Here is a 12,491-nt window from a genome sequence, read left to right as displayed (position 1 = left end):
CGCGGCTGCCGGAGCAGGAGGGTGTCATGCCGGGAACTCCCGAGGCGCGTCTGTCACGGAACCGGGCGCGGCTGGGTTACCGACTGCGCTACGCGCTGCGCCATCCGGACCGGGTGGTGCCGTACATGCGGCGCGCGGGCCGGGACGCCTGGCTACGGCTGAAGCACCGGGGCAGCCATGTGGCCTACTACAGGGCGGTGATGGCCAGGGACACCGCCCGCAGCCCGCAGGCGGCGGTCGGCGGGAACCCCTCGCAGGAGCGGTGGCTGGAGATCGGCCGGATGCAGTTCGACTACCTCCTCGGGCACGGCCTGCGGCCGCAGGACCGGATGCTGGAGATCGGCTGCGGCAATCTGCGCGCCGGCTGGCGCTTCATCGGCCATCTGGAACCAGGCCACTACTACGGCATCGACATCTCGCCCGACATCCTGATCGAGGCGAAGAGGACCCTGGTGCGCTACGGGCTCCAGCACAAGGTGCCTTACCTGACCGTGGTGGACGATCTGCGGCTGGACTTCCTCCCGGACGCCTGGTTCACGGTCGTCCACGCGCACAGCGTCTTCTCGCACTCGCCGCTGGAGGTCATCGACGAGTGCCTGGCCCATGTGGGCCGGGTCCTCGCGCCGGGCGGCTTCTTCGACTTCACCTTCGACCGCACGGAGAGCGCCGGGCACCAGGTGCTGCGCGAGGACTTCTACTACCGCACCCAGACCCTCGTCCAACTGGCCCGCAGACACGGCCTTCAGGCACGCTTCATGGACGACTGGGAGCGCCTGCCGCACGGCCAGTCCAAGCTCCGCGTCACGCACGGCACACCGACCCCGCACCAGGACCCGGAACCGGACCGGCCGCACTGACGGGACCCCCGACCGTGTAGCGCGCCCAGCGGTGGCGTGGTGTATTGATGCGTCCTGTCGCGCGCTCCAACGCCCCCAAACTGCTAAAAAATCTTCTTGGCCGGAGGGCCAGGGCACTCGCCGGCCGCTTCCCGCTCAGGACGCGTTCGCCCGCCGAGGCGGGTGCGCACCTGCCGGGAAAGGCGTGTCATGGCGATCAGCAGACGGAGTCTCCTCGGCGGCGCTGTCGGACTCGCGGCCGTGCGGTTGTGGCCGGCAGCGCCTCACCGGTCCTGGCGGCGCCGCTCCACGTCCCGCAGCTGCGGCAGAACTTCACCGCGGACCCGTTCACCCACGCGCAGATCCCCCACATCGTGTTAGCAGGATTCCGTTCGGGCCGCTCCGCCGCCCTTCCCCCCGCCCGTCCGCGCGCCACGTGCTGCGCTACGGCGCCAAGTACGACGGTTCGGAGGACGCGGCCCCGGCCATCAACCGGGTCATCCGCAAGGTGGGGCAGCACGGCGGCACCGTCCTGCTGCCCGCCCGGACGTATCGCTGCGACGATGTCCTCCGGATCGGCTGGGACGACGGGTCCTGTGCGGTGAGGGAAGCGGCGTCACCGCCTGCTCTTCACCCGGCCCTCCGGAGACCATCGACTGGAGCGGCAGCCGCTACGGCTGCGTGAAGTCGGCGCGTGAGGCGCCGACCCGGTCGCACTTGGCCAGGTGCCGACCAGCTCAGCGTGTACTCAGCCACACCAACACGTCACGGGCAAGGGGACATGCCGCTAAGGTCTCGTGTGGTGAGCATGGATGAACCTGGACTGACCAAGGCGGTTGCTGAGGCGCTGGGCGCTCAGCGCACCACTGCCCTAACGGAACTCACCGAGCGTGTCACCGCGCTGCGCTCCATGACCGAGGACGCGGGAACCACCGAAGTGCTGTTGGCCCCGCTGAAAGGCCGCGCTGCGGAAAAGTGGGAACGACTTGCCCGGCGGGAGGCTGAGGACTGGGTGTATGTCCGTTCCGACGATGGTGCAACCGTCCTTGCAGTGGACCAGGCGTCCGAAGCCGGAGTCCGCGATCCGGCAGCAGCTGTCGTCTACCCTGAGCTGCACACACGACTGGTCAGCTGGTGGCTCGTCCACGCCTGGCGCAGTGCCGACCTCCTCGCTGACACCCTGGAGAACCTGACCCGGTGGCGCATCACCTCCGGCGCGGTCACGGCCCGGGCTCTCATCGAAGAAGCAGGAGCCCTGGTAGACGAGCAGAACGCCATCGCTGAGGCATGGCGGATCGGCAAAGCCGCCGCCAAAGACTCCTTGAAACGTCCCGCCCTTGTCCGCGAGATGCTTGCTCCTGTCCTGCTGAAGGCCGGGTTTGGCTCAAGGATGAACGGCAGCAACGAACAGCTCCAGGCCACCAACGTCCTGACTCTCGTGAAGAAGCTGACCAAAGCGACGGGCGATGACCGGTTCCCGAAGTGGTATGACCTGCTCTCCGACGCCGCGCACCCCGCCTTCGGAGCCAGAATCGCCTTCGCCACACCTCCGCTCGTACACACCTCAAACGCTGTCACAGTGCGCAGTTATGCCCGATCTCCCATGTCGCTCGCTGATGGAGGATCTGTCCAAGTTCTGGAACCGACTGTCGCCTTCGCAGTTGCGGACTCCTTGATCTCCGCCGGCACCCACATGTTGAACGTTCTCGAAGATGGCCTGGCCATCGTGGACGACTTCGGCCTGACGACGTCAGCGGCAACGCTCACCCGCCGTACGTACTGGCGCGCCTTCCATCCCACGCGCGGCAGCCGCGCCTGCCCCTGCGGCCGCGGTAAGTGGTCCACCTGCGGTCACGGCTGGGGAAACCAGATCCCCACGCCCTGCAGCCGTTGATCACCGGAGCGGAGCTGAGAACGCCAGACCACCGTCACCTCTCCACGGGCTAGGCGTGGATCGGGGGTACGTCGTAGCGGCTGACGGCCAGGTACGTCTCCGGCGTCGCTGCTTCGAGAAGACCCTCGTCACCCTCCAGATCAAGCTTCGGTTCCTCCGGACGGCGCAGCAGGTCGCTCCAGTCGCTCGTCGCACCCCGCTCGTACGCTTCACGGAGCAGGGGGCGCAGCCGGGGACGGGCTTCCTCCTGCTGCTCGTGGAAGATCCGCCGCCGGGTGAGTCGCTGTTCTTCCTGAGCATCCTCGCTGAGCCTTGAGTCGTCGGCCAGTTGGTCCTCGGCGCGCAGCCCCGGGGTACGCCGGGCGATGGCGAGATCTTCCTCGTGGAGGCGCTCGCAGGCGGCGAACAGCTTCCGGGACATGCCGAGGTGGACCTCGGTGCCTGGGATACGACAGATGAGGAAGTCGTCGAGCCCCATGGATCGGATCCCGGTACGCACGTTGTGCTCTTCCTCGTGAAGCGCCGCTCCGCGGGCATCGGCCCGCATGGCGAGTGTGAGTGAGTCGTCTTCCAGGGGAGTGGTCACACCGGAGCGCCGGCGACGCGAAGCGCGGTCGGCCGGCACAGGCACCGTGCGCAGCTGAGAGGCGGGAGCGGACCGCAGCGCCAGGTAAGCGAGCATCTGGGCACGGGCCGCGCCGATGAGCGCGTCGTCGCTGTCGCCGATACGGTCTTCGAGGTTCCCCGGATCCGCTGCCTGGTCGTCGGTGTCGGATCCGCTTGGGATGAGCGGCGGCTGGCCGGGGTGCAGGTCGTGGTCGATGGTGAGGAAGAGATCGTCTCCGGGCCGTACGGAGGCACCGACCAGCACGGTGCGGTGCGCGTACGAGCCGAGGATCTTGCTGCCGGCCGCCAGTTGTGCCCACCCCTTGCGGAGTACGTCGACACCGACGTTGCCGCCCTTGGCCTCGATAAGCCAGTACATCTCCTCCTTCTCGTGCCGTCCCCACAGGTCGGGCAGCCTCTTCTTCGGGTCCTTGAAGGTTTCGCTCAGGGCGGGGACAGGGCCGCCGAGTTCGAGGTGTTCGGTCTGCCCGAGACCGAGCAGCGAACGGCAGGCCCACTCGGTCATCGTCATGCCCAGCCGGTAGGCAGCGGCGTTCTTCGCCGTGCGCTCGGTGCCGTGCGCGTAGACCGGGTTCAGCGTCAGGCGTCGGCCCTTGGCGCCCGCTACGGGGTGCCGGGGCTCGACGAGGTGCGCACCGAGGTAGGCGTACAGGGGGGCGACCCGGGCGACGAGTTCCCCGTGCGCGTACCGCGGCTGGTTCTGCAGGTGCGGGGTGACGTCGCGGCCGACCTCGGTGGCGGCCTTGATGATCTCGCGCCATGTGGTGGTCGGGGCATACCAGCCATTCGCTGCAGGGAACCCGTCCGACCCGGTCCACGCCTTGTGCTCGGCTGTCCGCCACTGCCTTTTGGGCTTGTCCGCGGGCCCATTACGAAAAAGAACCGGTATGTCGAAGCTGTCGGCGTAGGTGAGCGGCGGCTTGTCGGCGACGTGTGCGGGGATCATGGGGTCCATGGGATAACCCTGGCACGGACTCGGGCCCTCCCGGGGGCCGACGGCGGGCTGCCGCTCTGCATGGCTCTTGAGGCCGTTGCGCAGTCGGGACAAGATTCATGGTGACTGGTGTTGTCGGCCTGCCACCGGCTACCCACGTTCTACTGCTCACGGTCGGTCGGGCCAGAAGATCGACGAGGGGAGCCGGACAGAGGGCAGGTGCACCGCCTGGATTGGCCCCAGAGCGATGGCAGCAGCACGAAGGGCTTCGTCGTAGGTGCCGGAGCCGAGGACCTCAGCAGAGCAGGCAGGACAGTCTCCGCGGCGGCGGGCGTGACCGGCGCTGCGATCCCCGGAGCCTCGGACGTGCGCGAAGGCGTCGTCAGGAAAGTCGGCCCGCACGGCATGCCAGACCCCGGCCCGTTCGTCCTCGGGCAGCCCGGCCGCTACCTCCGGCCGCATCGGCGGCAGCAGGCGCCCGCGGTCCTGGACGAGGAACACCCGGTCAGTGAAGTCGACGCCGTCCCCCTCGGGGCGCTCCTGCTCCAGCCACGCACGAGCCTCCTCGCGGGTGCCCGGGCCCCACAGGTAATCCGTCGGGAACCGTGTGGTCTCGTAGCGGGTGTCGAACTCCGCCCAGTGAGCGTCATTCCAGCGACTGCCCGGAATGAACGGGACGGCCCGCACCACGACGTATTGGTACTCGTCGCTCTCGTGATCTTCCATGGTGTCGGGGGTGATGAGCGCGTCGGCGGGTTCCATCCGTGCCTGCCCGGAACCGTTCCAGCTCAGCACGGTGATCTCCCGGTGCAGAGGTGCCGGGTACAGGCGCCCATCGGGGGTGGCCTGCCCCCACAGCTGGTTGATCAGCTCCGCCAGATCCCGCACCGTTCGGGCCGCCCCGACAGGAGTGTCGACATGGTGGCCGGAGGGATGGGCAACGTGGTTGCGCAGCTTGGCCAGCGCGTCTTCGACCGCTCGGCTGCGCCGCCCGCGGAGCAGACCCGCCGTACGCGCCCACAGGCGGAGCCCGTGCAGCATCCCGTTGAACTCGATGGCTTGGGTGTCGACGACCAGCTTCGCCCGTTGCCGCATCATCCTGTCCGCGCGCTTCTTGACGTCGTCGTACGACGTGACGGTGTAGGAGACGTCCGAGGCGTGGGTGAGACGGAAGGTGATGGTGCCGGAGCACCACTCCATGAAGCGGTCGCGCAACGCCTGCTCGTAGATCAAGAGCGCCTGGTCGCCGACCATGGTGTACACGTCGTAACACAGCACGCCGTAGGCGAAGACGGTGCGCAGCCGCTCGAAGGAGTCGCGCGTTCCTGCCGCGACGCCCTCCGCCAAGTCGCAGTCGGCGATCTGCCGCTGCTGGAACTCCGTGGCGTCCTCGGGCCTCATACGGCCGCCGAGCCCCCAGGGGCTGAACGCCAGCGAAAGATCGTCCGCAGCGCGCAACTCCTTAAGCGACCGGATCTCCATGTACTTCTCCTCACGATGGGAAACGGATCAGCTTGCACCTCCGGGCCTCTAGTTGGCCACCCCTCTCCCTTCAGGTGACGTTGCGGGTGGCCAGGCATCCCCAAGAATGCTTCTCGAGAACCGGGCGTTTTGTCCTCTGGCCAACGCGCGTAGACCCCGGCACCATCTTCCTGCACCGCCTGCACAGCCGCCCTACCGGAAGCCCGGCCCATCGCAGGAAGGTCCCGATATGAAGGCACTCAAGGTCCCGAAGTTCCGCTCGGTCCTGACCGCCCTCGCCCTCGTCGCCGCCCCGGGAGCCGCCGTCGTCGGCACCGCCGGCGAGGCCCACGCCGTCACGAAGATCAGCCACGCCACCGCGACCTCCATGTTCCGCGAGGTCGGCATCACCTGGTCGTCGTCCGGAAACTGCTCCGACCGCTACAACTCCACCTGTACGTCCTTCGAGCAGCTCAACCTCGCCACCGCCCAGGGCGCGCAGACGCTCAGACGCGCCAGCGGCTGCGCCCTGAACATCACCGGTGGCACGGAGGTCGGCCACGCCTCCGGCACCTACTCGCACTGGAACGGCTACAAGCTGGACTACAGCAAGTACACCTGCATCGGGAACTACATCAGGAACAACTTCACCTACATCGGCGTGCGCGGCGACGGCGCCCCGCAGTGGCGCTCCGGCTCCGGCAACATCTACGCCGACGAGGGCAACCACTGGGACGTCCTGTACTACAACTGCGGCGGCTGCTGACCTCGGTCCCGCGGGGCCACCGCCACCTCCAACGGTGCCCGGAAGGACAGCAGACCGAGCATCGGCGCCTCCTGGGCCACGGCCGCCGGCCGCAGCCCGGGCAGGCGCCGGGCCGCCGCACGCAGGGCCACCGCCGCCTCCGTACGCGCCAGGGACGCGCCCGGGCAGCGGTGGCGGCCGACACCGAAGGCGAGGTGCTGCTTCACCTCGGGCCGGTGCGGGCACATGCGGTCCGCGTCGGGGAAGACCTCGGGGTCCGACCCGCTGCCCATCAGCATCAGAAGCAACTGCGCGCCCTCAGGGAGCTGGACGCCCCCCAGTTCGACCGGGCGGGCGGTCACCCTGCGCCAGCTGGTCACGGGGGGCTCCCGGCGCAGCACCTCCTCCACCCACGCCTCGGCCAGGCCCGGTTCGTCGGCCAGGCGGGCCCACAGGCCGGGTTCGGCCAGGGCGCTGCTCAGGACGGTGGAGATGAGCTGACCGGTGGTGGACTGACCGGCGATGAACACGAAGAAGCAGGCGCCGACGGCGGTCGCCGGGTCCAGCGGCGTGCCGTCGGGCAGCCGGTGCGCGCGCAGCGCGCCGATGAACGAGTCGGGCAGGGCCCCGCCGTCGGCCACGGTCGCCGTCAGCCACTGGTGGAACTCGGCGACCAGCACCGCCAGTTCGAGCTGGCGCTCGGGCGTCGGCCGCCCCCAGAACAGCTCCAGCGAGGCATCGCTCCAGCGGATCAGCGTGGCCGGGGAGACACCGCCGATGCCCAGCAGCTCCATCAGCACCCGGCACGGCAGGATCTGCGCGAAGGACGCGAAGAGGTCGCAGCCACCGGAGGTGTCGAGCTGTTCCGCCACCGAGGCGAGCAGATCGTCGGCGATGCGCTCGATCACGGGTACGGCGGCGGCGACGCGCCGCGCGTTGAAGAACCGGGTGACCACGCGGCGCAGTCCCGGATGGCTGTCGGTGCCGTTGTTGGCCAGCGCGGGCGCCACGCGGAAACCGGCCCGAGCGAGCACCCGCAGCGCGGCGACCGGCAGCGGGGTGACGGCGTGCTGGGCGTTGTCCGGGTGGAAGGCCACCGGGTCGAGCAGCACACGCCGGATGTCCTGGTGGCGGCTGACGAGCCAGAGACCGGTGCCGGGGTCGTGGTGCACCGGCGCCTGGGCGCGCAGGGTGTCGAGCCAGGGGTAGGGGTCGCGGACGAAACCGTCCCCGAACAGATCGAGCAGCCCGAGCGGTGGGGAGGTGTCCAGATCCAGAGCCGGGGAAGTCACGGCCGGACGCTAACACGTGATCCATACGACCCTCGCACACATGTGCGCGGCATCACGCCAGGGACGAGGTGGGGCCCTCAGGACCCACGGAGCTGCCAGAAGAGGCGGTTGTCCAGGCACTGGGTGAGGTACGGGACGCCATCGGTGTGGCCCGATCCCCGTGCGCTCCCCAGCATGCGCGCGGCGAGGCTTCGGTGGGTGGACTTCCAGCGGTGGTGGGTGGCCTCCAGCCGGTTCAGCGCGGCGTCGAGGACATGCCACTCGGCCTCAGCGAAACGGCCCGCCTGCCGAAGGTCGAGCCAGGCGCGTACGACCGTGTCGTGGCCGGGGGCCTCCGCCTCGGCCCGGACGGCAGGGACACTCGTGAAGGCCGCCGACCGCAGACGCGGCGCGGGCGGCACGCCGCACAGGATCTCGAATCTCTTGTACTGCTCCGACTGAAGGGCGCTGGCGCCCTGGGTGAACTGCCGGAATGTAAGGAAATGTGCCGGCCTCATCGTCGCGACGATCCGGAACAGCGCCGCTGCCCGGTCGAACAGGGAAGTGGCCCGATCCATATGCCCGGCTGCTTCCACCGGCCCCTTCTCGCGCAATGCCGCGATCGTCTTCCGTATGTCCTCCGTGATCGCCGTGAAAAGCATTTCGTGAGCCTGGAGAACACGGATGAAAAAGTATTCGTCGTGCAGTACGTACACGGGCTGGACGGTCACGTCGAACCAGCCCCCGGCCTGCGTCGCCGGGGGCCGGGGGAGCAGGTCGGAGACGTCGGTCCGGCGGGAGGGGGCCAGGAGGCCGGGGTCCACGAAGCGCAGGGCGTGGCGCAGCCGCTTGCGCACGACCGCCGGCTCGGGGGGATCCGCGTCGGATACCTGGTCGACGGCCGAGGTCTGGGTCTCGTGGCGTACGACATCGGCGATGAGCAGGGTGGCCAGTCGGTTCGGGCCGAGTGAGTGGGCCGGTTCCTTGAGGAGGAGCTCCAGCAGGGGAAGGGAGAGATAGGTCCGGTTCCAGTAGCGCCCTTCGTGTTTGTCGAGCAGGCAGTCGAGAAACGCCTGGAGAAACGGGCGGCCGTCCGTGGCGTGGCGGCGCCGGATTTCACAGAGCTCATGCAGAAAGGGCTGCGGCAGAAAATGTTTCCCGGTCCGGCGCACCTCCTTTGTTATGGCGTGGGCCAGATGAATGCCGTCCGATATTCCGTTCGGGTGTCGGCCGGTCATCCGGCGCTCAATTTCTCCGAGGGTCGTCATCGCCCTTCGCCTCCTCGTTCCGAGGGGCCTCACCCTGTGCGGGTGAGGCGGGGGCTTTCCATTAGGCGATGACGAATGCCTCACGTCATGTCTCGGAAATTCGGGTCTTGACAATGCGCGGTTCCGGTGCGCGCCGGGGCGGCCCGCCGCGGCAGCGAGGCCGGCCGAGAGCGCTCGGATCTATCGGTGGACGACCAGGCTCTGCACCTCGTACGACAGCTCGTCCACCGCCGGGTCGGGGCGCGGGTGGTGGCGGCCCGCGCACACCGACAGGTTGACGATCAGAGAGGCATGCCAGTCCGGACCGACCCCACGGCCGTCGGCGAACACCTGCCTGCCGTTCAGCCACCAGTCCACGCTGTCCCGGCCCAGCACGACGCCGAGCTCGACGACGCCTCCCGGACGGACGGCGTCGTCGCGGACATAACTGCTGCTTCCCCGCACGCGGTTGCTGAGTTCGAGCAGATCGGGGTTGTCCGCGTGGTACTCGAACACGTCGATCTCATTGCCCCCGTCCCGCCACGTCCAGATCGCCGGCCAGGCGCCCACGTCGACGGGCAGGCGCACCCTGGTCTCCAGGCGGTCCCCGGTCCGCACCATGAACCCGTCGTCGCTCTCCTCGGTGGTCAGCAGCCCCGCGTCCCACAGACCGTCGGAACGCCGGGTCGCCCGGAACGTGCCGGTGCGGGAATAGCCGGGATCCGCGGTGAGATGGTCGAGCTTGTCGTCACGTCGATTGGTGGGGCCTCCGTTCGGATAGGCCCAGGAGCGCCCGGCGACCCATTGACGGGTGGAGGCGAAATCCGCTTCGAAGACGAGTTCGTTCACGCACGGCTCCCCTCCGTCGTGCCCCACGGCATCCCTGACCGAGCCATCCCCCCAGCGGCCCGTTCCATGCGACATCCTCCCGGCGAGGCGCCGCTTTCACGCGAACGAGTGAAGGCGCGGTGTCAGCGCAGGCGGTTCCACAAGGCCAGGTTGTGCGCGGTGGTACTCCACGGGGCCGGACGGGACCCGTTCCATCACGGCAGGGAGGGCGGATCGCATGCGGCAGGCGCGCGCGGGCGGACGACGCCCGGACGCCGCCGAGGCCGGGCTCACCAGTCGATATGGGTGCTGATCCACTTGGTCAGGCCGTCGGTGTCATCCGCGGGAGGCAGGTCGGGGCCGCAGTCGAGCGGGGTGCTGGACAGCTGCAAGTGGGTGAGATAGCCGTACGGGCCGTTGTCGGGCGCCGGTCCGAGGACCAGGGCGTGGGTGGCGGTACGCCAGACGCGGTGGGTCAACGGCGGCCCCGCCGCCAGGGACTCGGACGACGGAATCATCCGCTCTGGGCCCGCGCCGAGATGCTCGGTCACCGCCTGGGCGGCACGCGCCAGCACGGCCTCGCAGTCCCGATCGGTGCCCGGCCTGAGCCCGTTCCAGCCGGGCAGCCGCTGCCACTCGTCCATCAGGCCGTACAGACAGGGGCCGTTGACCATCTCGTCGTCCTCCGGGTCGACGGGATACACCTCGCCGAACACCAGGAACCGCCGGGCGTCCGCCTGCCCGAACGGGCTGATGCCGTCCGTGCACACGATGTGTCCGTGGCCGGTGAGGAACGAGTCGCACACCAACGCGTGCTGCCAACCCCACCCACGCCGCCGCACCTCCTCGTCGACGGCGTCCACGTCGTCCGGGACGGGCGGTACCGACGGCAGCGCCACGAACTCGGCGACGGCATCGGTGGTGAGGGGGCCGTGGGCAAGGGCATGAACAGCGATGGGCATACCGTCACTCTAGAAGCGGGAGGACCGGGGCGGGACGCCCACCGAAGGGGCGTTGTCAGTGGGCGGCGCTACCGTGCTGAGTATGAAGATCGAATCCCTCCTTGAGGACCTGCACAGCGACGACCCCGCACGGGTCGAGGCTGCCGCCGCGCGGTTGGCGGAGGAGGCCGGCAGTGTGGTGCCGACGCTGCTGCGCGGCGTGGCCGGTGCGCAGCGGACGGCGGAACTCGAGCCCGTGATGCGCGCGTTGCGGCACATCGGCCCGCCGGCCTTCGACGCCGTGGTGGCGGCCTGGGGCCGCAAGGAGGTGTCGGACTGGCACGCGGGCCGCTTCCTCGGGGTGTTCGACGAGCGCTCCGCCGACCAGTACGCGGCCCTGGCCGCCGACCCCGATCACTCCACGTCGCACAAGGGATTCCGGGGGCTGGTCCGGCTGCGGGTGGACTCGGAAGCCGGGCTGAGAGCCCTGGTGGACACCTACGCCCGCGGCCGCCTCATCCCCTACACCGCGGCCGACTACGCCCGCCTGACGCACGACTCCTTCCGGGCGCGGCTGCGCTCCCTGCGCCGCGACCCCTCCGCGTCCCCGAGGAGCCGGCGGGGCGCGATGGCCGCACTGGTGGCGGGCGGTGGTGCCGACGCGCTCGACGACCGCGACCGCGCGGCGATCGAGCGGTTGATACACGTGAAGATCCCGCACGAAACCCCGCGGCTTCCGTCGACGACGCTGAGCGGCTGGTGGATGGCCGTGCCCGGCGCGTCCTACGAGGGCGTCTTCGAGGCCCTGGACCTCCATGACCGGCGGCCCGTCACGGTCGCCGCCGGCGTCGAGGCGGTGGAGAGCCGGGACATCCGGGTACCCCGGCCGGACGGTGCCGGCCCCCGCGCGGGGCGGGCCTTCGTCACCCCCGAACTGGACGGCTGGCGCCTGGTCTTCGGCCCCTTCGACCTGCTCGTCGGGGAGCCCTGGGACGGCATGATCGAGACGGTCGAGCGGGTCAGTGTCCACTGCGGCCACGCCCAGTTCTTCTTCCTGGACGACGCCGGCGGCTCCGACATATGGATCGTCGCCGAGAACGGCCGGGTGATCCGTCAGTACGCCGCCGAGAGCGACCCCGAGTGGGAGGGCGACCCGCTGCCCTGGGAGACCCTCGCGGTCGACGACGAGGACTTCGACCCCGAGTACGACGACGTCCCGCCCAACGCGGGTACCACCGGCGCCCGTTCCGCCTGCGCGTACCTCTCCGTCGACCCCGGCGAGGTCGGCCCCGACACCCAGGTGCGCGGCCACGGCTGGCTGGCCGTCACCGCACCGGGCGTCGGCCACGGCGCGTTCCCCGGGATGCTGCGCATCTGAGGCGGGGCGGGGCCGGCGTACGGGGGAGTCGAGGGTCGTTGCGTCGCCGCCCGTGCGGGTGGGGGCGCGGATGTGGGGCGGGCCGACGGGTGCGCCTGGGTGACAGTCTTCACGGGGGCCGGCTGCGAGGGCGGCTTCTTGCGCCTCGGCCCGTTCATCGGCGGGGCCGGGGAGCGGCTGAGGGGGCGGGCCGTGGTTCTCGCGCGCCCCCGCCACAGGGCCTGGGGCACGACGCGTCAGGGGGCACTCGCCGGGGTAGCAGGGGCGCCGCCGCCACTCCCGCCCGGCCGCAGGGCCGCAGGGCCACCCGCCGGGCCGACCGCAGAGGC

10 protein-coding genes are annotated in these 12,491 nt (G+C 70.0%); 4 read left to right on the top strand and 6 right to left on the bottom strand.

The genetic code is table 11. The annotated features are described in order from the left end of the window. The first annotated feature begins 26 nt into the window (after positions 1-26). Both ACSU6M_RS01165 and ACSU6M_RS01160 read left to right on the top strand, forming a co-directional pair. Positions 27-857 (top strand): class I SAM-dependent methyltransferase, encoded by an 831-nt coding sequence (locus ACSU6M_RS01165; protein WP_437066209.1) that lies wholly within the window; start codon positions 27-29, stop codon positions 855-857. A gap of 787 nt (positions 858-1,644) precedes the next feature. Beyond that, on the top strand, positions 1,645-2,730 hold the full coding sequence (locus ACSU6M_RS01160) for a hypothetical protein (protein ID WP_437074952.1): 1,086 nt from the start codon (positions 1,645-1,647) through the stop codon (positions 2,728-2,730). Positions 2,731-2,779: 49 nt separating this feature from the next. Here ACSU6M_RS01160 and ACSU6M_RS01155 read toward each other — a convergent pair whose 3' ends face one another. Together ACSU6M_RS01155 and ACSU6M_RS01150 are read right to left on the bottom strand one after the other, a co-directional pair. Further along, positions 2,780-4,405 (bottom strand): gamma-glutamyltransferase, encoded by a 1,626-nt coding sequence (locus ACSU6M_RS01155; protein WP_437066208.1) that lies wholly within the window; start codon positions 4,403-4,405, stop codon positions 2,780-2,782. 54 nt (positions 4,406-4,459) lie between these two features. Beyond that, the gene (locus ACSU6M_RS01150) at positions 4,460-5,773 is read right to left on the bottom strand and encodes a hypothetical protein (protein ID WP_437066206.1); all 1,314 of its coding nucleotides are present in this window, start codon (positions 5,771-5,773) and stop codon (positions 4,460-4,462) included. A 229-nt stretch (positions 5,774-6,002) separates the two neighbouring features. On the opposite strand from ACSU6M_RS01150, the gene ACSU6M_RS01145 reads away from it, so the two are divergent. After that, positions 6,003-6,518 carry a hypothetical protein gene (locus ACSU6M_RS01145; protein ID WP_437066204.1) on the top strand — a complete coding sequence of 172 codons (516 nt, stop codon included), beginning with the start codon at positions 6,003-6,005 and terminating at the stop codon, positions 6,516-6,518. Here ACSU6M_RS01145 and ACSU6M_RS01140 read toward each other — a convergent pair. From ACSU6M_RS01140 to ACSU6M_RS01125, 4 genes are all read right to left on the bottom strand, one after another. Next, positions 6,497-7,789, bottom strand: a complete 1,293-nt coding sequence (locus ACSU6M_RS01140; protein WP_437066202.1) for a cytochrome P450 — start codon at positions 7,787-7,789, stop codon at positions 6,497-6,499. The two genes, ACSU6M_RS01145 and ACSU6M_RS01140, sit on opposite strands and share 22 nt — an antisense overlap. A 77-nt stretch (positions 7,790-7,866) precedes the next feature. After that, a complete protein-coding gene (locus ACSU6M_RS01135) occupies positions 7,867-9,036 on the bottom strand; it encodes a tryptophan 2,3-dioxygenase family protein (protein WP_437066200.1) in 1,170 nt (389 codons plus the stop codon). Positions 9,037-9,216: 180 nt separating this feature from the next. Further along, positions 9,217-9,864: a beta-glucanase gene (locus tag ACSU6M_RS01130; protein WP_437066198.1), complete on the bottom strand. Its 648-nt coding sequence runs from the start codon at positions 9,862-9,864 to the stop codon at positions 9,217-9,219. Between the two features lie 269 nt (positions 9,865-10,133). Next, positions 10,134-10,805 (bottom strand): hypothetical protein, encoded by a 672-nt coding sequence (locus ACSU6M_RS01125; protein WP_437066196.1) that lies wholly within the window; start codon positions 10,803-10,805, stop codon positions 10,134-10,136. 82 nt (positions 10,806-10,887) lie between these two features. Here ACSU6M_RS01125 and ACSU6M_RS01120 point away from each other — a divergent pair, with 82 nt between their 5' ends. Continuing rightward, the gene (locus tag ACSU6M_RS01120; protein ID WP_437066194.1) at positions 10,888-12,162 is read left to right on the top strand and encodes a hypothetical protein; all 1,275 of its coding nucleotides are present in this window, start codon (positions 10,888-10,890) and stop codon (positions 12,160-12,162) included. Positions 12,163-12,491: the final 329 nt, after the last annotated feature.

Source organism: Streptomyces sp. enrichment culture (assembly GCF_964272895.1).
Lineage (GTDB): Bacteria > Actinomycetota > Actinomycetes > Streptomycetales > Streptomycetaceae > Streptomyces.
Note: the sequence above shows the minus strand (reverse complement) of the source record. Positions and strands in the feature narration are given on the sequence as shown.

Excerpts from the sequence above, each read along its gene's own strand:
- ACSU6M_RS01160 (WP_437074952.1), top strand. The coding sequence starts at position 1,645 with ATGGATGAACCTGGACTGACCAAGGCGGTTGCTGAGGCGCTGGGCGCT.
- ACSU6M_RS01165 (WP_437066209.1), top strand. The coding sequence starts at position 27 with ATGCCGGGAACTCCCGAGGCGCGTCTGTCACGGAACCGGGCGCGGCTG.
- ACSU6M_RS01145 (WP_437066204.1), top strand. The coding sequence starts at position 6,003 with ATGAAGGCACTCAAGGTCCCGAAGTTCCGCTCGGTCCTGACCGCCCTC.
- ACSU6M_RS01120 (WP_437066194.1), top strand. The coding sequence starts at position 10,888 with ATGAAGATCGAATCCCTCCTTGAGGACCTGCACAGCGACGACCCCGCA.
- ACSU6M_RS01125 (WP_437066196.1), bottom strand. The coding sequence starts at position 10,805 with ATGCCCATCGCTGTTCATGCCCTTGCCCACGGCCCCCTCACCACCGAT.
- ACSU6M_RS01150 (WP_437066206.1), bottom strand. The coding sequence starts at position 5,773 with ATGGAGATCCGGTCGCTTAAGGAGTTGCGCGCTGCGGACGATCTTTCG.
- ACSU6M_RS01135 (WP_437066200.1), bottom strand. The coding sequence starts at position 9,036 with ATGACGACCCTCGGAGAAATTGAGCGCCGGATGACCGGCCGACACCCG.